The organism is Thermococcus sp. M36, from assembly GCF_012027355.1.
Lineage (GTDB): Archaea > Methanobacteriota_B > Thermococci > Thermococcales > Thermococcaceae > Thermococcus.
In genome coordinates, this window is record NZ_SNUH01000002.1 from 118,102 (window position 1) to 137,398 (window position 19,297).

Annotated in this window: 21 protein-coding genes; 16 read left to right on the forward strand and 5 right to left on the reverse strand. The window is 54.3% G+C overall.

The window, feature by feature from the left end:
* Positions 1-70: 70 nt before the first annotated feature.
* Positions 71-1,240: a pyridoxal phosphate-dependent aminotransferase gene (locus tag E3E36_RS08385; RefSeq protein WP_167895346.1), complete on the forward strand. Its 1,170-nt coding sequence runs from the start codon at positions 71-73 to the stop codon at positions 1,238-1,240.
* Here the strand turns inward: E3E36_RS08385 and E3E36_RS08390 are convergent.
* Positions 1,237-1,893: a metallophosphoesterase gene (locus E3E36_RS08390; protein WP_167895347.1), complete on the reverse strand. Its 657-nt coding sequence runs from the start codon at positions 1,891-1,893 to the stop codon at positions 1,237-1,239. The two genes, E3E36_RS08385 and E3E36_RS08390, sit on opposite strands and share 4 nt — an antisense overlap.
* 10 nt (positions 1,894-1,903) lie before the next feature.
* Positions 1,904-2,440 (reverse strand): adenylate kinase family protein, encoded by a 537-nt coding sequence (locus E3E36_RS08395; protein WP_167894993.1) that lies wholly within the window; start codon positions 2,438-2,440, stop codon positions 1,904-1,906.
* Between the two features lie 128 nt (positions 2,441-2,568).
* Here E3E36_RS08395 and E3E36_RS08400 point away from each other — a divergent pair, with 128 nt between their 5' ends.
* Positions 2,569-2,784: a hypothetical protein gene (locus E3E36_RS08400; RefSeq protein ID WP_055428707.1), complete on the forward strand. Its 216-nt coding sequence runs from the start codon at positions 2,569-2,571 to the stop codon at positions 2,782-2,784.
* Positions 2,785-2,830: 46 nt separating this feature from the next.
* On the opposite strand, the gene E3E36_RS08405 is transcribed toward E3E36_RS08400, so the two are convergent.
* Positions 2,831-4,048, reverse strand: a complete 1,218-nt coding sequence (locus E3E36_RS08405) for a methionine adenosyltransferase (protein ID WP_167894994.1) — start codon at positions 4,046-4,048, stop codon at positions 2,831-2,833.
* A gap of 334 nt (positions 4,049-4,382) precedes the next feature.
* Here E3E36_RS08405 and E3E36_RS08410 point away from each other — a divergent pair, with 334 nt between their 5' ends.
* The 5 genes from E3E36_RS08410 to E3E36_RS08430 are packed head-to-tail and all read left to right on the forward strand — an operon-like array spanning position 4,383 to position 7,007.
* Positions 4,383-5,006 (forward strand): haloacid dehalogenase, encoded by a 624-nt coding sequence (locus E3E36_RS08410; RefSeq protein WP_167894995.1) that lies wholly within the window; start codon positions 4,383-4,385, stop codon positions 5,004-5,006.
* A 27-nt stretch (positions 5,007-5,033) separates the two neighbouring features.
* Entirely contained in the window at positions 5,034-5,603 is a 570-nt protein-coding gene (locus E3E36_RS08415; RefSeq protein ID WP_167894996.1) for an endonuclease V, read from the forward strand.
* Positions 5,600-6,238, forward strand: coding sequence for a DUF120 domain-containing protein (locus tag E3E36_RS08420; RefSeq protein ID WP_167894997.1), 639 nt, complete (start codon positions 5,600-5,602; stop codon positions 6,236-6,238). The genes E3E36_RS08415 and E3E36_RS08420 overlap by 4 nt, the downstream gene beginning before the upstream one ends.
* An 11-nt stretch (positions 6,239-6,249) precedes the next feature.
* Positions 6,250-6,756 carry a hypothetical protein gene (locus tag E3E36_RS08425; RefSeq protein ID WP_240911833.1) on the forward strand — a complete coding sequence of 169 codons (507 nt, stop codon included), beginning with the start codon at positions 6,250-6,252 and terminating at the stop codon, positions 6,754-6,756.
* Positions 6,757-6,797: 41 nt separating this feature from the next.
* Entirely contained in the window at positions 6,798-7,007 is a 210-nt protein-coding gene (locus E3E36_RS08430) for a PRC-barrel domain-containing protein (RefSeq protein WP_167895348.1), read from the forward strand.
* Between the two features lies 1 nt (position 7,008).
* Here the strand turns inward: E3E36_RS08430 and E3E36_RS08435 are convergent, their stop codons facing one another.
* Entirely contained in the window at positions 7,009-8,472 is a 1,464-nt protein-coding gene (locus E3E36_RS08435) for a DHH family phosphoesterase (protein ID WP_167894999.1), read from the reverse strand.
* A gap of 113 nt (positions 8,473-8,585) precedes the next feature.
* Here E3E36_RS08435 and E3E36_RS08440 point away from each other — a divergent pair, with 113 nt between their 5' ends.
* A complete protein-coding gene (locus tag E3E36_RS08440) occupies positions 8,586-10,331 on the forward strand; it encodes a hypothetical protein (protein WP_167895000.1) in 1,746 nt (581 codons plus the stop codon).
* Between the two features lie 100 nt (positions 10,332-10,431).
* Here E3E36_RS08440 and E3E36_RS08445 read toward each other — a convergent pair whose 3' ends face one another.
* Complete coding sequence (locus E3E36_RS08445; protein ID WP_167895001.1) at positions 10,432-11,202, reverse strand: hypothetical protein; 771 nt, start codon at positions 11,200-11,202, stop codon at positions 10,432-10,434.
* Positions 11,203-11,333: 131 nt separating this feature from the next.
* Here E3E36_RS08445 and E3E36_RS08450 point away from each other — a divergent pair, with 131 nt between their 5' ends.
* From E3E36_RS08450 to hydG, 8 genes are all read left to right on the forward strand, one after another.
* The gene (locus tag E3E36_RS08450) at positions 11,334-12,128 is read left to right on the forward strand and encodes a winged helix-turn-helix domain-containing protein (RefSeq protein ID WP_167895002.1); all 795 of its coding nucleotides are present in this window, start codon (positions 11,334-11,336) and stop codon (positions 12,126-12,128) included.
* A gap of 32 nt (positions 12,129-12,160) precedes the next feature.
* Positions 12,161-13,075 carry a UbiA family prenyltransferase gene (locus E3E36_RS08455; RefSeq protein WP_167895003.1) on the forward strand — a complete coding sequence of 305 codons (915 nt, stop codon included), beginning with the start codon at positions 12,161-12,163 and terminating at the stop codon, positions 13,073-13,075.
* Positions 13,076-13,132: 57 nt separating this feature from the next.
* A complete protein-coding gene (locus E3E36_RS08460) occupies positions 13,133-14,002 on the forward strand; it encodes a DMT family transporter (RefSeq protein WP_167895004.1) in 870 nt (289 codons plus the stop codon).
* 264 nt (positions 14,003-14,266) lie between these two features.
* Positions 14,267-14,839, forward strand: a complete 573-nt coding sequence (locus tag E3E36_RS08465) for a CBS domain-containing protein (RefSeq protein ID WP_167895005.1) — start codon at positions 14,267-14,269, stop codon at positions 14,837-14,839.
* Positions 14,840-14,956: 117 nt separating this feature from the next.
* On the forward strand, positions 14,957-16,822 hold the full coding sequence (locus tag E3E36_RS08470; RefSeq protein ID WP_167895006.1) for an ABC transporter substrate-binding protein: 1,866 nt from the start codon (positions 14,957-14,959) through the stop codon (positions 16,820-16,822).
* A gap of 55 nt (positions 16,823-16,877) precedes the next feature.
* On the forward strand, positions 16,878-17,051 hold the full coding sequence (locus tag E3E36_RS08475) for a hypothetical protein (RefSeq protein ID WP_167895007.1): 174 nt from the start codon (positions 16,878-16,880) through the stop codon (positions 17,049-17,051).
* Positions 17,052-17,302: 251 nt separating this feature from the next.
* A complete protein-coding gene (gene hydB, locus E3E36_RS08480) occupies positions 17,303-18,406 on the forward strand; it encodes an NADPH-dependent hydrogenase/sulfhydrogenase 1 subunit beta (RefSeq protein WP_167895008.1) in 1,104 nt (367 codons plus the stop codon).
* On the forward strand, positions 18,403-19,293 hold the full coding sequence (hydG, locus tag E3E36_RS08485) for an NADPH-dependent hydrogenase/sulfhydrogenase 1 subunit gamma (protein WP_167895009.1): 891 nt from the start codon (positions 18,403-18,405) through the stop codon (positions 19,291-19,293). Before hydB ends, hydG begins: the two co-directional genes overlap by 4 nt.
* Positions 19,294-19,297: the final 4 nt, after the last annotated feature.

A 19,297-nucleotide genomic window follows, 5' to 3' on the forward strand; every position in this document is an offset into this window, starting at 1 on the left:
CGCTTTGAAGTACATCTTTTCTCTGAGGTAAGGTTATAAACATCGCCCCGTAATGCCTTCGGTGATGCTGATGGCGCTGAGCGACAGGCTTGAACTCGTCAACCCTTCTGAAATTAGAAAGCTCTTCGACCTTGCTCAGGGCGTTGAGGGGTTAATCTCACTCGGCATCGGTGAGCCGGACTTTGACACGCCGGAGCATATTAAGGAGTATGCCAAGGAGGCCCTTGACAGAGGGATGACCCATTATAGCCCGAACGCAGGAATCATGATGCTCCGGAAGGCCATAGCCAGAAAGTTACGGGAACAGAACGGCATCGAAGCTGACCCGAAGACTCAAATCATGGTAACTGTCGGCGCCAACCAGGCCTTCCTTATGGGGCTCGCCGCCTTTCTCCGGGAGGGGGAGGAAGTCCTGATTCCAAGCCCGATGTTCGTCAGCTACGCTCCGGCGGTTATCCTTGCGGGAGGAAAGCCGGTTGAGGTTCCGACCTATGAGGAGAACGAATTCAGGCTGAACGTGGACGACCTCGAAAAGCACGTGACCAAAAAGACAAGGGCGCTCATCATAAACTCCCCCAACAATCCGACCGGTGCGGTTCTCACCAAGAAAGACCTCGAAGAGATAGCCGACTTCGCGGTGGAGCACGACCTCATAGTCTTCAGCGACGAGGTTTACGAACACTTCGTTTACGACGGGGCCAGAAACCACAGCATAGCCTCCCTCGACGGTATGTTCGAGCGCACCCTCACCATCAACGGCTTCTCTAAGACCTTCGCCATGACCGGCTGGCGCCTCGGCTTTGTCGCAGCTCCGGAATGGATAATCGAGAGGATGACCCGCTTCCAGATGTACAACTCGACTTGCCCGGTCACCTTCGCCCAGTACGCCGCGGCCAGGGCCCTCGAAGACCCCCGTAGCTGGAAGGCCGTCGAGGAGATGAGGAGGGAGTACGAACGCAGGAGAGACCTCGTGTGGAAGCGTCTGAACGAGATGGGACTTCCGACGGTTAAACCCAAGGGTGCCTTCTACATCTTCCCGCGCGTTAAGGACACCGGTCTAACCAGCAAGGAGTTCAGCGAGCTGATGCTCATGGAGGCGAGGGTCGCTGTGGTTCCCGGTTCTGCCTTTGGAACGGCCGGCGAGGGTTACATAAGGATAAGCTATGCAACGGCGTACGGACAACTTGAGGAAGCTATGGACAGGATGGAGAAGGTTCTGAGAGAAAAGAAGCTCGTTTAGAGCGTCTCCAGCCTTACGTCTTTCACCTTTTTCTCGTCTTCGTCGAACTCGATAACCGCGTAGTGGCCCCTGAAGAGCGGGCCGGGGTTCACTATCACCGTATCACTGATTCTATCAACGCTCCTCGCCTCGTGGATGTGGCCGCAGACGACGAGGGGCGGCCCCCTTTTTTCGATGAAGCTCCTGAGCGCCGGGCTCCCCACGTGCAAACCTGAGTGAACCCTGTCGGCCTCTGTGTCTTTTGGTGGGACGTGGGAGAGGATTATATCTCCAGTGAGATAGCTCTTCGCAAGGATTGAAGCTATCTCGTCTTCGGTGAGCTCCCAGACGGTGTTGAACGGTGTCACGTTCGAGCCGCCGATTCCAACGAAGCCCAAGCTCCCAATTTGGGTGCGCCTGTTGTGGACGCTGATTTCAAGCTCATTGAGAAGCCCCGGAACGTCCCTGCCGTCGCAGTTGCCATGGACAGCCAGAAGGGGCTTCCGCAACTTCAGCAGGGGTTCAAGTATCTCCCTGGCGGTTTCTGCACCACTGAAATGGGTTATGTCGCCGGCAATAAGGATGACGTCCGGGTCAATCTCAGGAACCATCTTCGCGAGCCTTTTGACCCCACCCAGCCTTCCGTGAAGGTCTGTAACGGCGAGTATTCTCATGGCCACCACCTCACGAGAGGTTTAGATAGGGCAGCACCTCATCGTATGCATCGCTCCAGTCTACAATGCCGACACGCTTTTTAACACCCCTTCCGATAAGGTCCGTTATCTCATCGGCAACTTCTTCGGGAGTCTTCCCGGTGGTGTCGACCTCTATCACGGTCTCATTTTCCTCAAGGGCCTCAACCAGTATAACGTCAATCAGCTCGGCCTCGACGTTCTCTGCCAGCTTTTTCCTTGAGTAGCCCCTTTCCTTCAGCCTCTCTGCGACCAATTTGGGGTGGGCGCGGAGGACTACTACGATGTCCGCCGGAACAAAGTGGCTCAAGTGGCCGTCGATGACGACGTTCCTCCCCCTGAACTCCTCTGACATCCTCTCAGCGAGCTCGTCCACGTCTATCTCCAGTTCATCACCTGATTTTTCACCTATCCCCTTCTCAACGGCAAAGTCCTTAACGCTCACGTATTCGTAGCCGAGCCTCTCCGCAAGGATTTTTGACACAGTAGTCTTACCGACCCCGGGGGTTCCGGTTACTGCTATTATCATGCTCCCACCGGAGATGCTAACCGGTCGGAGCTTATAGGCTTGTCTTCCGACAATTGACGAATGAACATATAGCATTCGGCGAAAACCTTTTAAGGACTATAGTTTCTATATAGACCCGGTGGTTCGTCATGGAGAGGCTCAAATTGCTCCAGAAGAGGCTGCATGTTGTTAAGAAACAGAAAGAACTCCTCATGCTTGAGGAGGCGAAGCTCATAAGGGTCGCCCGCCAGAAAAAGGCCTCCATGAGGGAGCTTGCAAAGGTGAAAAAGGAGAAAATTGCATTAATGGCAGAGGAAGCGAAGCTCGTAAGGGTTCTCAAACAGAACGGCTACCCTGCCATTTGATCCTTCCAAAATTTTGGCCCACATAGGGATAAAAGAAGGAGTAAGCTCAGAAGACATTGAGCTTGTCCTCGAGTATCATCTTCTGGATCTTGGTTATGTCGGCGAGCCAGGCGTCAGCTATTTCGTAGGCCGGCTTCTGGATGGTTTCAAGGCTGTAGCCCTTCTTCGGAATGACCTGAACGCTGGCAACGAGCGGCTCGTCGATCGGCTTGCCTATCTGGCTGAGTATCCTGACGTAGACCTCCTCGACGCCCTCGACCTGCTCGGCGATGTCGTTGGCGATGAGCATCGAGAGGAGGTTGTAGATCTTACCAACGTGGCTGACCGGGTTCTTACCGGCGGCCGCCTCCATGCTCATGTGCCTGTTCGGGGTGATGAGTCCGTTGACGCGATTGCCCCTGCCGACGCTGCCGTCGTCTCCGGCCTCAGCACTGGTTCCGGTGACGGTGATGTAGTATATGCCCTTCTCCGGGTCGTCGGCGGTGTTGACGTAGATGTTGACCTTCCTCTCGGTGTGCTCCTCAACAACTGCCCTGGCCGCCTCGTAGATGGCCTCCTTAACGGCCATGTAGTCGTCGGGGGTCTGGACCTCGCTGTCCACTATAGCGGCGGCGATGGTAATGTCTATCTCGTCGCCTTTCCTGAGTCCCATGACCTTGATGTCTTCACCGACGGCGGGGTATTTCTTCTTGAACTCGTCGCTGTTGAGGAGTCTCTCGGTCTCAAGGACTATCCTCTCGGTCTCACTGAGCGGAGCGTAGCCGACACCGAAGCTGGTATCGTTGGCGAGCGGAATCGGGTTCTCCTTGGCCTTGTTGAATACTCCAACGAGGTCCACGCTTCCCTGGCCGATGCGGGAGTCGATGACGACGTGGTTCTCAAGGTCGAGGTGCCGGACGGCTCTCTTCAGGTACTCGCGGGCGGCCTTTATGGCCACCTCATGGACGGGGAAGAACTCACGATCAACCATCTCGACTGCCCTTCCTGAGAGGAGGATGTATATCGGCTTGATGACCTCACCGCCGCCGAACTTGGGGTAGGCCCTTCCTCCGACGACCTCGACCTGGTCGGTGTTGTGGTGCAGGATTATGCCGTATCTCTTTATGTACTCCCTGCTGAGGGCCCTGCTGACTGCCTCGGCTATGCCGTCGGCTATGCTGTCCGGGTGCCCTATACCTTTCCTCTCAACGAGCTCAACCTTCTGCATCTCAACAGGAGTCCTTACGAGCTCCTCAACAACTATGTTCCGGACCTTCTCAGCCATGATCGTCACCTCTTTCCGGGTTTGCATGGACGGGTCTGTTCATCTACTTATATAATTTTCGGCATGAAGCTATATACGTAATATTCCTAGTGGTTATTAGCTTCGAAACCCTTAAATTTCTCCCCGAAAATCTTTCACAACGGATGTCCGACCGCGCCCGGTGGCCCGGGCCCGGGAGCCGGCTTAAGGCCAGCTGTGAGCGGGTGCGACGATGCCGGGCGGACAGGGCCCGCCCTCCGGACTGCCTGAGGGAGCCGTCGGGCGTTCGATGAGGGTGGGGGATCGGCCGGGCCCACATTTTTAAGGTTCCCACCCAACTTCTACCGGTGGGAGCATGGAGCTTAAAGATATAATAGCCGAGATTAGGAAAGCCCTGGATGAGAAGGACTCACTGCGGGAGGAGGCGCTCAGGCTCACCCGCGAAATTGTAAGGCTCAGTGGGGACGCCATAAAGGCCCTGCACAGAGGCGAGGTGGAGAAAGCAGAGGAAAGACTGAAACTGGTCCGTGGGAAGGTTGAAGAGCTCAGGGAAAAGCTCAGGGGGCACCCTGACCTATACCACAGCGGCTACGTCCAGAACGCCCACCAGGAGTTCGTTGAGGCCAGTCTGTTCTTCGCGTACATTGCGGGGAAAGATTTCCCGTCCCCCGGAGAGCTTGGGGTACCACATGCGGACTATGCCCTCGGAATCGGTGACCTCATAGGTGAGCTGAGAAGGCACTTCCTTCTCCTGCTGCTCGACGGGAACCTGGAGGAAGCTGAGAAGACCTACCGCTTCATGGAGGAAGTCTATGAAGAGCTCATGACCCTCGAGTACCCCAAAGGGCTTGTCAACGTGCGCCAGAAGCAGGATCAGGCAAGGTATGTTCTTGAAAGGACTCTTGAAGACCTGACGAGGGCAAAGCTGGGCAGAACGCTGGAGGAGAAGCTTGAGCGTGCCGCATTGGGTGACTGCTGAATTAGACAAAAAGGTGATTATATAATTATGGTATCACAGAAAAAATTTGAGATTATGGCCAAAGTCCAGAGGGAGCTTTCGAGGAGGATCGTGGAGAGGCGGCTCGGCGTCGATGGGATAAAAACTATCGCGGCAGTGGACGTTTCCTACAGGGAGAACCTCGCCAGGGCGGCCTTCGTGCTCTGCTCCTTTCCCGACTGCAAGGTACTCAAAGAGAAGGTGGTAGAGACCTCCGTGGGATTCCCATACATCCCGACCTTCTTCTTCCTCAGGGAGACAAGACCGGTGCTCCTGGCCATTGAAGGTGAGAGCTTTGACGTCCTTCTTGTCGAGGGGCACGGAAAGGCCCACCCAAGGGGCTATGGCCTCGCTTCCCACGTAGGCCTCCTCACCGGCAGGCCGACCATCGGTGTGGCCAAGAAGCCCCTTCGAGGAGCTCCCCCGGGGAGCTTTGCTAGGGTGGGAAAAGCTTATGTAAGCGTCGGCCATCTAATTGACTTGGAGTCTGCCGTGAGAATAGTGGAAGCACTGCTCGAGAACGGCTACCCGAAGCCCCTGCTTTTAGCGGACAGGCTGACAAAGAGGGAGAGGACATGAAGAGGATAAAACTGCTCATACTGCTGGCCAGAAAAGGCGCAATAGGTGAGGGAGTGAGGGTCACGATGAGGGAACTCGCCCGGGAGCTGAGCATGTCTCCCCAGTCCGTCCTGAGGCTCCTTGAGGAGATGGAAGACGAAGGGCATGTCCACCGCAGGGTCGAGGGGAAGAGAACCTTGGTTGAGATAACCCCCGAGGGGCTGGAATTTCTGGAGAACCTGTGTGACTCCATTTCGGAGGTTCTCTACACGGGCATTATTGTTGGGGAGGTGATCTCTGGCATAGGCGAGGGGGCTTATTATGTCAGACAGTACTCCCACCTGATACGGGAGTATCTCGGCTTTGAACCGTACCCTGGAACCCTCAACGTCAGGGTGCTCTTTCCCAAGACTGTCTTTGATGCCCTCTGCGGCGTTCGTCCCATAGTCCTGCCCGGCTTTTCCAAGGATGGCAGGACATTTGGCGACGTCAAAGCATACAGGATCGAGATAGACGGGGTGGACGGGGCTATAGTCATACCCTCAAGAACAGTGCACCCCCCAAAAATAGCCGAGATTGTAGCGCCGGTCTACCTGAGGGAAAGGCTGAACCTTAAGGACGGTTCCAGAATAAGGATAAAGGTCGTGAAAGGATGAAGTGGGAATCCATGCTAACGTGGGCAGGACTCGGTTCGTTCCTCGGTTTTGCGGTGGCCGCCGGGTTGTACTCCCCCAGAGGAGGCGAAAACTACATCTATCTGATATACGTCGGTCTTGCCCTGGGCCTTGCCGCAGGCGCCAAGTATCCCGTAAGAACCAGGGCCTCCGCGTACGCGTTCCCCATTGGGTTCATGGCCACATCGATACTGGCCGGCCTGTGGATGGTCAAGAGCACCGCCCAGAACGACATATACGCTTTCCTTGCTGTGGTGGCTGTTGTTCTCGTTATCACCGGATCCAGTGGCTTTCTGGACATGTTCCTCACACCCATAACGTACTTCGGAGGGTTCGTCCTTGCAATGCTCGTCTTCAGGGGATACCAGCCCCTGCAGGGTTCGGAAGGTGCTGTAATGGGCCTCTTCATGGTGGGCGTTATGGGCTCCATCCTGGCATTCTTAGCGGTCTTTTCGAGGTGGCTCTTTGAGGCCTCAAAAAGCATTGTTGTGAGGAGATAACGTTTAAATACGTCCACCAATAACCTAAGCTGGTGATCAGAATGGTGATGCGCCTCTCAAGGCTCTACGGAAAGCAGATATACAACACAAAGGGATACTACATTGGATACGTGGACGAAGTCCTGATAGAGATAGACCGGGGACGCGGGAAAGTGCTGGTGCTGGGCCTGCCCGGGGAGAAGGTCGGCGTGCCGTATGAAAGGGTGACCGCGATAGGTGACATAATCCTTGTGAAGGCAAAGGAGGAGTGAGTCAGCCCTCTTTAACTTTTAATGCCTCCAGGAACTTCTCCGTTATGGCCTCCTCTGCAAGCCTCAGGAGCGAGCTCTTGTCTTTTGCGAGCTTGAATATCCCCAGAGGTATCCTTGCACCTCCCGACTGGGCATGTCCCCCTCCGCTCCCGATATCACCGAAGGCCTCCTTCAGAACCCTCCCTATATTGACCCTGACGTCCCTTGTTCTGGCGGATATCTCTATTCTGTCGTCAACGATGCCGAAGACCAGCACCGTGGTTATGCCTTCAAGGCGGAGGAGAAAGTCTGCGGATTCAGCTATCGCGTCGCGGTTGGTTATAAACCCCACGTTTGATACCACTACGTTTTTGTAGATGCGCCGATTCATTATGGCCTTGGCGAGGATCTCGGCCGTCTCCGTGCTTATGTCGGGGTGCTCTATCTTGTCCAGAAGCTCGTGATCCACCTTCCCGGCAAGGAACTCAATTGCCTTAAGGTCAACGTGGCTCAGCTTGGAAAACTTCTTTGTATCTATGTAGATTCCATAAAAGAGGGCCGTTCCTAGGACGGTGTTCAGGGGCACGTTCAGGGTCCTCATGTACTCGGCCAAGATAGCGGAGGACGAGTTCACCTCAGGCCGTATGTCCAGAAACGCGTCGTCCGGAATGAGCTCCTGAAGGTGCTGAAGTATCTGATGGTGGTCTATTATTATTTTTATTTTTTCGTAATCGCCCTGTTCAAGTATCGTGAGGTTCCCATTGGGCTGACAGTCAACAAGGGCAATGTGAGGATATCTCTTAAACTCATAGGAGCCACGAGAGACCTTCCGGATGTCCGCCCCTAGAAGGTTGACAAAGGCACGGTTTTCGTGGTGGGTGATGTCCCCACCGTAGACTATCTGAGTCTTGAAACCAAGGGTCTGCGCTATGACCCCCAGTGCGGTGGCACTGGCTATTGAGTCCGGGTCGGGATTGTCGTGCATCACTATCAGAAGGGAGTCCCCATGTTTTTTCAGCTCCCGGAGTTTCTTCACCAGGAGGTTGGCATTTTTCTTTTCCCCCAGCTTTTCAACCGTCTGAACCACCACAGTCCTGATGGCCTCTCTGGGGGAGACGGCATAGTCAACTTTTATATCGGCCTCAAATTCCTCGCGGATTTCAGAAACTAACTCTTCAAGGCCAACATCGTCGGGGAGCAAGGTCAGAATGGGCACATCCTTATTGTTCGTCCGTATCACGTAAACCGTCTTCTTTATGGTCTCATGGTTCGTCGTCGTGATTATAACCAGCTCGGCCCGTTCTATTCCCGCTTTGAGGAGCGTGGCAGTATATGAAAAGTCGCCCCTGATGACCTGGAAACCGCTCTCCTCAAGGGCCTTTGCCCTCAGGTCGTCTCTCTCCACGATGGTAACGTCAAATTCTCCCCTAAGGGATTCAGCTATCGAGCGGCCTATCGCACCGCCTCCGAGTATCAGCACCCTCATATCTCTCACCTTTTGCACAATAATGTTTAAATAGAGGCGCCAATATACTAAGACGGTGAATCTCCTCCGGGATTTCTTTGATAGGGGGATATATATAGCTAATGGTGATAGCTATGCAGTTGCCGGACAAGCAGCCCCTCACGGAGAACATCGTCGTAACTTCGGCCGAGGAGCTGAGGGACCTTGTTTTTAAAGGGCTCTCGAGGGGCAGCGGGGCGTTTATCAAAGCGTTTGCCAGGGACTCCGCAGGGAAGTACTACGCAACCCTGCTCATAGACAGGTCGAAGGTGCTCGCCGCCGAGTGCCTCCTAGTGGATCAAAAGAGGGGGGTAGTGGGCGAGGAGGCGGTAAGGACGTTCAAATCCCTGATAGGAAAGCCCATGGTCGTTGATGTCTACGTCCTCGATGAGCTGGAGGTTAAACTTTCAATAGCGGATAACGTTGATGTGTACGCTCAAACCCCAAAAATCCTCCTGAACGAGCTGTTCGAGAAGGCGGAGGAAGGCCCACCAAAAAGGGAGGAGAAAAGAGAACCGACGGCCCCAGTGACCGTTACGCAGGAAGCTCCCAAGACTGCCCCGGTGGTGGCGGAAGCAAAGGCGGAGGAAAAGGCTGAAGCTGCCACCGAAAAGAAACCGCCTGCCCCTGCGCCCACAAAGGAAGAGGAGAAAAAACCTGCCCCGGCCCCTCCAGGAAAGCCCGAGGTCATCGTCAACCTCACCGGAGGGGAACTTCCGGAGAGGGCGTTCCAGGTCTACGCCGAAGACCTGCTCAAGGAAGCCAAGAGGATCAAAGGTCTGAGAATCAACAAGATTGAGTTCGATGCAAACGTTGGCGAGGGTGTAGTATACCTAAACGTCCACATATACGGCAACTCCGATGGCAGTTCTAGGGACATAGAAATCGCTGAGAAGAGGATGCTTCACGCGGTCAGCAAATACGCCCCCGTTCTGCTCCGAGAAGCTGAGGTCAAGCCGATAGTCAAGGACGTCAGCGTGGTGATAGACGGACAGGAAGTCAGGCCCCAGGAGATAATAGACAGGGACAAAAAGAAGACCGCAAACGTTACCCGGGACGGGAGGATAACGCTCTCCGTTATTGAGGACGTCTGGCCCTACTTCAGCGCATACGCCAGAACCGTCATTTCCGAGATAGAGGGGGCGGGGATAAGGGTAAGAAAGGCGCACTTTGACATAAGGGGCAGGAAGGAATTTGAGATAAACCTCCGCCTGGCCGCAGAAGCCAAAATGGAGAGGGATGCCGTCGAAAAAACGGTCAGGGACGTGATAAGCAGACACGCGAGGGAGCTGTCCCGTTCAATAAGGCACTACATATCCGTCCATAAGGTAGAACTGGAGCTCATAGGGGGCCTGTCGGCAGGGTCAGCCATCACCGCCAAACACGCACCTTCATCAGGCAAAGCGGCGGAGATCCTGGCAAAGAAGGATCTCCTCGAAAAGGAGGTCGAAGAGCTCCTCAAGCAGGCCGGCATAGACGAGCTGGCACCCCTGACGGAGGAGAAGAAGAGGGAAACTGAAGAGGCCATCCTGAAGAGCCGCGTGGAGCCCGCTGTGGAGAAGCTCAAAAACATGGTGCACGCTGAACTGAAACTTGTGCCGAGGGTGAGGTTCAAGTGGCTCAAGCTGAATCACGAAATCGAGGGCTCAACAGTTCACATCGATGTCGAGGCAAGCTTCCTCAGAGAGGAAACCGGCGGCCTTTTCGGGTCGTTCTCAGGAGTCGCCGACAGCAAGATACGCAGGGACATTGAGGCCACCATAATGAACGTCATCAGGGAGGTCTCAAAGGAGTACGGGGTCAGGATGCACCTCAGGAAGCTCAACGTTATCCTCAGGTAAACCTTGCTCCCGTTTTTTACAAATTTCAGCACTCAAGATCGTCATCATCCTGGCGTCAGCTCTGCCGAGGTCATCATCGCTCTGCATATATGGCCGGGGTTTATAACAGTGACTCCGGACGTAGCTTTTCGGAGGACGTCTGCGGGATAACACCCTGGCGTTTCATGTCGTAAACATACACCCCCGGTTCAAACTTCAGAAGAGGGGATTTCAGAACGTACATGTGCTCGATAATTTCGTGGTCCGTCCTTTTGCTTGAAAACTCAAGGATGTAGTCACTGAACTCAATGTTCCATGAAAGGAACTCCAGGGACACCCTGTCCCGGTTTAGCAGATAAATGGAAAACAGGTGCCTCCCGTTTATAATGCCGTTCGACAGGAGGTGCCTGATCAGCTTTATGCTCCTCCCCTCTCCGAGCTCAAATGCCATGCCATCCAGTGAGAACACAAAATCCATGACATTCTTCTTGTCCACCTTTTTAAAGATCTCCCTGTAGATCTGTTCAAGCTTCGGGATATAGGTTTCAGGGTTGAAGCCCTCTATCCTGTACACATAATCCCCTGGATATGAGTAGCTGTATCTTGATCCAAATACGTCTATAACTGCCAGGTTCCCGGCTTTCCCCTCCTTTTCAATATCGAACTCCACCGACCTCGCTCTCAGAATCAGTTTGTGGAGGGGAAGGTTGTAGTTTATTATCACCACAAAAGTCCCTTCGGAGATCTGATGCTTCATCATCATGAAAGGCAACATCCAGCCCAGGGAGAAAGAGTCATAAATAAACAACATGCTCGAACCTCGAACCACGCCCCCGCCAACGGCTTGATCTATCCCCCCAATACCGGACGTCAGTACACGCATATCTTCCACACTAAGATTCTCCGCTGGCGGAGTATATAACATTTTTGCTTCAGGCAGGCAAAATTGTCTCGTATAGGCAACAATTCCTCCACCGAAAATTCTATGTACAAAAAACACAATACAACGCAGAGGGGTTCAGTATGGAGCTGGAAAATATGCTCAAAATGATCGTTACATCAAGCGTGCGCTACAGGGTTCTGCTCGCGCTCTCAGGAGGAGCAAAAACGCTGGGTGAAATACATGCTCAAATCGGATCCACGAAATCGACTATCTCTCATGCACTCAGCGATCTTCTGGAAGAAATGCTGGTGGCCCAGGATCCCGAAACCAAGAGATACCGCCTTACAAACATCGGGCGCCTGGTGTCGATTCAGCTGAAAAACGTCTCAGAGGCCCTGGAAAGTATAGAGAAGTTCAAAGACTTCTGGCTCTCCCATGACCTAAGTGGGATACCCGAAAACCTGCTGCTGAGGGTTGGTGACCTGAAGGATTCGAAGCTTCACAGGCCGACGCCAGAGTACATAAGGCTGCCGCACGAAGTGTACATGGAGCTGATAAAAACCTCCGACTGGATTAAGGGGGTGTCGCCGATACTGTTCTCGGACTACCCAGATGAGTTTCTGGGCCTGGCCTTCCGTGAGGACGTCGAAATAGAGATAATAACGACGAGATCCGTGTACAGAAAACTCATCGAACTCTCGTCCCCGGAGGCCGTGGAAAAGGTGCAGAGACTGGAGAACGTCAGGATATACGTCATCGAAGAGAACCCCAGGATAGCATTCACCGTAACAAACAACTTCCTGTCCCTCGGCCTGTTCTTCTCGGACGGAACGTACGACATGATGGCCGACCTGATCAGCACAAGCGAACGGGCCAAAAAATGGGGCATTGAGCTCTTTGAGTACTACAGGAAAAAAGCTGAAAGGGTCATGTAAAAAGAAATGGCCAGACAGCGGGAGAGGGTAGTATGGAGATGCCTCACAGTTACGCCAGGTACATACGGCAGGGGCGGATCAGGGACGTTCTGGGCAACAGTTTTGAGCTAGCGGACAGTATTCTGGGCTTCCTAGTATCAACATCCCTCTTCCTCGCAGTCAGCGGGGTCTTCAAGCTCTATCTGGCATTTTTACTGTACGGCACCAGACCCCAGTGGAACCTGCTGGCGGCGACGTTTTTTCTCATCTTCAGTGTCTACGGCCTTAACAAACTGACCGACCTGGACGAGGACGAAATTAACAACCCAGAGAGGACGGGGTACATAAAAAGGGTATCTGGGGTGTTCCGCCATGCAGTGCTCGTGTCCTTTGCAGTGGCGGTGATTCTGGGTGTTCTCACGAGTCCTTGGGCGGCCCCTGTCATTATTTTTCCCATCTTTTCGGGCGTCCTCTACAGCGTCAGTCTAATCCCCGGGTACCCGAGGCTCAAAGACATCACAGGGATTAAGAACGTGATCATAGCCCTTACGTGGGCCAACGGAACGGCGTTCCTGCCCTATCTCGCGGCTGGTGCTCCGGAACTCCAGAGGGCACTGATGATATACTACTTCTTTTTCATGAAAAGCATGATAAACACTATCCTCTTTGACGTCAGGGACATAGAGGGGGACAGGGCAAACGGAATAAAAACGATCCCCGTGAAGCTTGGGCTGAGAAGAAGCAGGAACATTTTAATAGCGCTGAACTCAACGCTCGTGCTCTGGATGCTTTTGGCGTACAGCAGGGGGTACTTTGCGGGGTATATGCCTGTGCTGGTATTCTCGATCCTCAACGGTTATGCGTACATCCTTTATTTTGCCCGGAAAAGGGAGAGGCCGGGAAAGCTCTTGGACGTATGGGTCGACGGTGAGTGGTTCTACACCCTACCGCTGGCACTGTTCCTGTGACCAATTCGTTCCATATCGAAACGTTAAATTTTTAAGCTGAACTCGTTCCTCCCAACCATGCAGTCAGTAATCCTTGGAATTGCTGCAGCGCTCACCTCAGCGTTTTCGTGGGCAGCCTCCACGATACTCATAAAAGTCGGAATGAGGGACAAGAGCCCCGTGACGGTCAATATCGTCCGCCTTTACATAGTTTCAGCCATATTCGCTGGAATATTCCTCGTCAACGGCACCTTCCAGCAGGTGCTTTCCCTTCCCCCAAAGTTGCTCGCGGTAGCGTTTGTATCATCAATGTTCGGCTTCGTTGTGGGGGACTATTTCTACTTCCACGCCCTTAACATGATGGGTGTCTCCAGGACGGTGCCGATAACCTCGACATACCCTCTCTGGGCGATACTTTGGGCCGCCATTTTCCTTGGAAGGGAGATAAGTCCCAGGATAATACTGGGAGCCGTTATCGTTGTCCTGGCAATAATAGTGGTCCGCAGGGCTGAGGAGACGGAGAACATCAACCCCAAGGGCTTCATCTTTGCACTGCTTGCCCCGGTTTCATGGAGTCTGGCCATACTGACCATGGACTGGCTGACCGGGTATATGGACGTGCTCACTTTAGCGGGGCTGAGAATGATGCTGGCTGCACTTGGGATTTCCTTGCTCACTCCCAGATACCTTCCGGAACTGAAGCGGGTAACCCCAAGTGAGGTGCTCATACTAACCGGGGCCGCCGTCACCGGGCTCATGGTGGGCCAGTACCTCTTTGTGTACTCGGTTAACCTCGTAGGATCTCAAATCGCCGCCCCCGTCTCGGCGATAAACCCCATAATCTCCTCCGCCCTTGCGATACTGCTGCTCAGGGAGCCGCCCAACAAGAAGATACTCGAAGGTTTGATCCTGGCGGTGATAGGGGTCGTACTCATCTCGACCGCATGAGGGGCAGGTTTTTAAATTTTCCACCCTATTTTTAACCGCCGACAGCGGGGGGACAGTACGTCTCCTCGCACGGGCTCGGTCAACCCGCCTCCGCGAGGTATCGGGTTCCGTGAGCGGAGTGTGCTCACGCCGAGCCCACAGGGCCGGGAGCATCCACCCGCGCGAGCGGATGAACGCGGGCCTCTGTGCCCGGCCCACACTTCGATGCGCTTCTAAAGAAAGCTTATAACCTCCGGGACTGAAGCTAATAACCGGTGGTTATTTATGGTGACCATACCCCGGCCGATAGACCCCAGGGAGATACGTCGAATTCGAAAGGAGCTCGGCATAACGCAGGAGGAGCTCGCCGAGAAGGCCGGCGTGACCCAGGCGTACATAGCAAAGCTTGAATCCGGCAAGGTGGACCCAAGGCTGTCCACGTTTAACCGCATTCTTCAGGCCCTCATGGAGTGTAAGAAGGCCCAGCTACGGGCAAAGGACGTGATGTCGTCCCCGGTTCTCTATGTAAAGCCCTATGAGGGTGTTGAACGGGTTATAAAGCTGATGAACGAGCACAATATCTCCCAGATACCGGTCATTGCGGGCAACAAGGTAGTGGGATCCATCACGGAAAGAACCCTGGTCAGGCAGAGCCTCGAGTACGAGGACATCTATGACAGGAAGGTTATGGAGGTAATGGAGGAGCCTTTCCCCATAGTCAATGAGGACGAGGACCTTGAAGTCGTCAAGTACCTTCTTGAAGAGCACCCAGCTGTTCTCGTCCAGGACAGGGAGGGAAGGATAGCAGGAATCATAACCCGAGTTGACATATTCAGGATCGGGAAGGGAAGAGACTGATGTCCTTTCCCAGTTCTTCTATCCCAATTATGGATCAGCGAGGCATGGCAAAAATATCCAACAAGCTTATATACCCCAAGCCCAACCCCCAATGGACAAATAATCCAGGTGGTTGGAATGAAAAGAACCACAGTCCTGCTCATGGTACTGCTCCTCGGAGCCGTCGTAGCGTCCGGCTGTATAGGCAACGGCACCGCTACAACGTCACCAACGAACACTTCTCCGCAGCCAACGGCCTCCACGCCGGAGCAAACCCGGGCCGCCACGAGCAGCTCAATACCGACCCAGACCGAGACAGAAAAACCGTACTATCCGGCGACAATCACGGACTTCGCCAACAGGACTGTAACGATAGAAAAAGAGCCCCTCAAGGTTGTCACTCTAGCTCCGAGCATAACGGAAGACCTATATTACCTCGGGCTTTTTGACAGGGTGGTGGGCGTTACCGACTACGACGACTTCCCGCCCGAGGTCGCCAGCGTCACGAGAATTGGTGGCTACGGAAAGTACGCCAACCTCGAAATCATAGCCTCGCTCCAACCTGACCTCATACTTGCGGACAGTTACTCCCTGTCAATCATTGACGACCTGGAGAAAATAGCCCCCGTCGTTATCGTTGATCCCCACAGTCTCGGGGACATACCCCGGGCCCTTGAACTCCTCGGAGAAGTCTTCAACGCAGAGGGGAACGCCCAAAAAGCTATTGCAAAATTCAACGCAGGCATTGAGGCCATATACTCAGCTGTTAAGAGCGAGCCCAGGCTCGGAGTCTTCTACGTCGTCTGGAACAGCCCGCTTATGACGGCAGGAGGGGGGACGTTCATCAGCGACGTCATCAAGCTCGCCGGCGGTGAAAACGTCTTCAACGACACCGCTGGCTGGCCGACCGTCAGTCCTGAGCAGGTCATAGAGAGGAACCCGGACGTCATAATCCTCACCCCGCACTGCGGCATGACAGTCCAGGACGTATACAGCGGCCCGCTGGCCAACACCAAAGCCGCCAGGGACGGAAGGGTGTACGTCATCGAGAACGAGAACGACCTCATCCACCCGAGCCCGCGCGTCGTGAAGGGCCTCGAAACGATTGCCAAACTGCTCCACCCCGAGGCGTTCAGGGTCAAGTATCCACTAACGGTTACCGACTTTGAGGGAAGAACGGTCACGATTGAGAAGGAACCCGAGAGGATAGTCAGCCTCGCGCCGAGCATAACCGAGACCCTGTTCTACATCGGGGCGGGCGGTAAGGTCGTCGGCGTCACCGACTACGACGACTTCCCGCCGGCGGTTAATAACATAACCAGAATCGGCGGCTACGGAAAGTACGCCAACCTTGAGGTCATGGCCTCGCTCAATCCAGACCTTATAATCGCCGACGACTTCTCCCTGTCCATACTCGACAGCCTGGAGAAAATAGCACCAGTCATCATAGTAGCCCCAAAGAGCATTGAGGACATCTACCGGCAGGTCGAGCTCCTTGGAAAGGTCACCAACCGCGAGGAGGGGGCCAGGACAGTTATCGCCGACATGAAGGCTAAGGTGAGTTACATCACATCAGCAGTTTCAGGGAAACCGAAGGTTAAGACCTTCTTCCTCCTTAGTTACTACAACGGCTACTGGACGGGCGGAAACGGCACCTTCATCAGCGATCTCATAACCCTCGCCGGCGGCGAGAACATCTTCAGCGACGTGAGCGGCTGGGGCGCCGCCAGTGAGGAGCAGATAATCGAGAGGAACCCGGAGGTCATAATAATCTCCCCGAACGCGGGAATCAAGCCTGAAGATCTGTGCTCCGGGCCGCTTTCAGAGGTTGACGCAGTCAAGAACGGCAGAGTCTATGTCCTCAGCGACGAGAACCTCGTCGTGAGGCCCGGACCAAGGATAGTCCACGGCCTTGAGGAAATAGCCGGCTACCTGTACCCGGAGGCCTTCAACCTCCAGCCGCAACCGCTGGTCTGCAACACCACCGCTTCAGCCACGGGCTAGTGCTCCTCTGGGCAACCGTTAAAAAGCCCCCCTTCCTATTTTTTCCGGTGGGAGCATGGAGAAAAGGACCTTTTACAGAATCCTGCTGGCCATAGTGCTTGTCCTCGCGGTCGTTTACACAATGGGCATCATGGGGCTCGTGCCTTTCCAGTGGAGCTACTACATCACGATATTCATGATAGTCCTCTTCCTGTACCTGCGGATCGACGCACGGATAAACGGGCGCTGACTAAAAACTTTCCGTACTGTCCCAAAATGTCTGATGTTTTTTCATGATCCCGCGACACAGGCGCATGTATTCCAGGGAACCTTTTTCCGGCCCGAGGTTCTTTCTGGGGTTCTTTAGGGAACCATGACGGGTTATTAACCTTTGGTTGACAATTTTCGGGTTTAAAAACGCTTTTTTATCCCCCGCCGGAGCCTTAATTGAGGGGATAAATATGAGCACGTGTATATTTATGTTCACCGGAGGTGGTTGGGTTGAGATACGTTAAGCTCCCGAAGGAGAACACCTATGCCTTCCTTGAAAGGCTCAAGGAGTGGGGCAAGCTCTACGCCCCGGTGAAGATCTCGGAAAAGTTCTACGACTTCAGGGAAGTGGATGATGTCAGGAAGGTCGAATTCCACTACAACAGGACAATAATGCCGCCGAAGAAGTTCTTCTTCCTGCCGAGGGAGAAGCTCTTTGAGTTCAACATCAAGAAGGCAGAGTACAGGGAGGTTATTGAAGAGGTCGAGCCCTTCGTGCTCTTCGGCCTTCATGCCTGCGACATCTTCGGCCTCAAGATACTCGACACGATATACCTTGACGAGCTTCCCGACAAGTATTACAAGGTGAGGCGCGAGAAGGGTATAATCATAGGCATCAGCTGCATGCCTGACGAGTACTGTTTCTGCAACCTCCGCGAGACGGATTTTGCCGACGATGGCTTCGACCTCTTCCTCCACGAGCTCCCGGACGGCTGGCTCGTAAGGGTGGGCACCCCCACGGGCCACAGGATAGTTGACAAGAACATCAAGCTCTTTGAGGAGGTCAGCACAGAGGACATCTGCAACTTCCGTGAGTTCGAGAACAAGCGCTCAAAGGCATTCAAGTACCACGAGGACTGGAGCAACCTGCGCTACCTGCTTGAGCTTGAGATGGAACACCCGATGTGGGAAGAGCAGGCCGCCATCTGTCTCGCCTGCGGCAACTGCAACACCACCTGCCCGACCTGCCGCTGCTACGAAGTCCAGGACATAGTCAACCTCGACGGAAACACCGGCTACCGTGAGAGGCGCTGGGACTCCTGCCAGCTCAGGAGCCACGGACTCGTCGCAGGGAACCACAACTTCAGGCCCACCAAAAAGGCCCGCTTCATGAACCGCTACCTCTGCAAGAACTCCTACAACGAGAAGCTCGGCATAAGCTACTGCGTCGGCTGCGGAAGGTGCACCTACTTCTGCCCCGCCGGCATAAGCTTCGTCAAGAACCTGCGCACGATCATGGGGCTTGAGGAGAAGTCATGCCCCTCGGAAGTAAGTGAGGAGATTCCAAAGAGGGGCTTCGCCTACGCCGCCGAGATAAGGGGTGAGGACATATGAGCGAGAGCCTTATACTCCCGAAGGAGATTATGATGCCGAAGGACAACCCGTACGCACTCCACAGGGCCAAGGTTCTTAAGGTCTATCAGCTCACCGAGACGGAAAAGCTGTTCCTCTTCCGCTTCGAAGACCCTGAAATCGCGGAGAACTGGACCTTCAAGCCGGGACAGTTCGTCCAGCTCACAATACCCGGCGTCGGCGAGGTTCCGATAAGCATATGCTCGTCCGCCATGAGGAAGGGCTTCTTCGAGCTGTGCATCAGGAAGGCCGGAAGGGTAACAACCGTCGTCCACAGGCTCAAGCCGGGGGACACCGTCCTGGTGAGGGGGCCCTATGGAAACGGTTTTCCGGTTGACGACTGGGAAGGCATGGACCTGCTCCTCATAGCAGCAGGCCTCGGAACGGCACCGCTCAGGAGCGTCTTCCTGTATGCGATGGACAATCGCTGGAAGTACGGCAACATAACCTTCATCAACACCGCCCGCTACGGCAAGGATCTCCTGTTCTACAAGGAGCTGGAGGCGATGAAAGACTTGGCTGAAGCCGAAAACGTCAAGATAATCCAGAGTGTCACGAGGGACCCGGACTGGCCGGGGAGGCACGGCAGGCCACAGAACTTCATCGTTGAGGCGAACACCAACCCGAAGAAGACGGCAGTGGCAATATGCGGTCCGCCGAGGATGTACAAGTCCGTCTTCGAGTCGCTCATCAACTACGGTTACAGGCCGGAGAACATATTTGTGACGCTGGAAAGGAAGATGAAGTGCGGAATAGGCAAGTGCGGCCACTGCAACGTCGGAACGAGCACCAGCTGGAAGTACATCTGCAAGGACGGCCCGGTCTTCACGTACTTTGACATAGTATCAACGCCGGGACTGCTCGACTGAGGTG

Bases quoted from the DNA above. Each gene is read 5' to 3' on its own strand.
- E3E36_RS08385 (WP_167895346.1), top strand. From the start codon at position 71: ATGGCGCTGAGCGACAGGCTTGAACTCGTCAACCCTTCTGAAATTAGA.
- E3E36_RS08390 (WP_167895347.1), bottom strand. From the start codon at position 1,893: ATGAGAATACTCGCCGTTACAGACCTTCACGGAAGGCTGGGTGGGGTC.
- E3E36_RS08395 (WP_167894993.1), bottom strand. From the start codon at position 2,440: ATGATAATAGCAGTAACCGGAACCCCCGGGGTCGGTAAGACTACTGTG.
- E3E36_RS08400 (WP_055428707.1), top strand. From the start codon at position 2,569: ATGGAGAGGCTCAAATTGCTCCAGAAGAGGCTGCATGTTGTTAAGAAA.
- E3E36_RS08405 (WP_167894994.1), bottom strand. From the start codon at position 4,048: ATGGCTGAGAAGGTCCGGAACATAGTTGTTGAGGAGCTCGTAAGGACT.
- E3E36_RS08410 (WP_167894995.1), top strand. From the start codon at position 4,383: ATGGAGCTTAAAGATATAATAGCCGAGATTAGGAAAGCCCTGGATGAG.
- E3E36_RS08415 (WP_167894996.1), top strand. From the start codon at position 5,034: ATGGTATCACAGAAAAAATTTGAGATTATGGCCAAAGTCCAGAGGGAG.
- E3E36_RS08420 (WP_167894997.1), top strand. From the start codon at position 5,600: ATGAAGAGGATAAAACTGCTCATACTGCTGGCCAGAAAAGGCGCAATA.
- E3E36_RS08425 (WP_240911833.1), top strand. From the start codon at position 6,250: ATGCTAACGTGGGCAGGACTCGGTTCGTTCCTCGGTTTTGCGGTGGCC.
- E3E36_RS08430 (WP_167895348.1), top strand. From the start codon at position 6,798: ATGGTGATGCGCCTCTCAAGGCTCTACGGAAAGCAGATATACAACACA.
- E3E36_RS08435 (WP_167894999.1), bottom strand. From the start codon at position 8,472: ATGAGGGTGCTGATACTCGGAGGCGGTGCGATAGGCCGCTCGATAGCT.
- E3E36_RS08440 (WP_167895000.1), top strand. From the start codon at position 8,586: ATGCAGTTGCCGGACAAGCAGCCCCTCACGGAGAACATCGTCGTAACT.
- E3E36_RS08450 (WP_167895002.1), top strand. From the start codon at position 11,334: ATGGAGCTGGAAAATATGCTCAAAATGATCGTTACATCAAGCGTGCGC.
- E3E36_RS08455 (WP_167895003.1), top strand. From the start codon at position 12,161: ATGGAGATGCCTCACAGTTACGCCAGGTACATACGGCAGGGGCGGATC.
- E3E36_RS08460 (WP_167895004.1), top strand. From the start codon at position 13,133: ATGCAGTCAGTAATCCTTGGAATTGCTGCAGCGCTCACCTCAGCGTTT.
- E3E36_RS08465 (WP_167895005.1), top strand. From the start codon at position 14,267: ATGGTGACCATACCCCGGCCGATAGACCCCAGGGAGATACGTCGAATT.
- E3E36_RS08470 (WP_167895006.1), top strand. From the start codon at position 14,957: ATGAAAAGAACCACAGTCCTGCTCATGGTACTGCTCCTCGGAGCCGTC.
- E3E36_RS08475 (WP_167895007.1), top strand. From the start codon at position 16,878: ATGGAGAAAAGGACCTTTTACAGAATCCTGCTGGCCATAGTGCTTGTC.
- hydG (WP_167895009.1), top strand. From the start codon at position 18,403: ATGAGCGAGAGCCTTATACTCCCGAAGGAGATTATGATGCCGAAGGAC.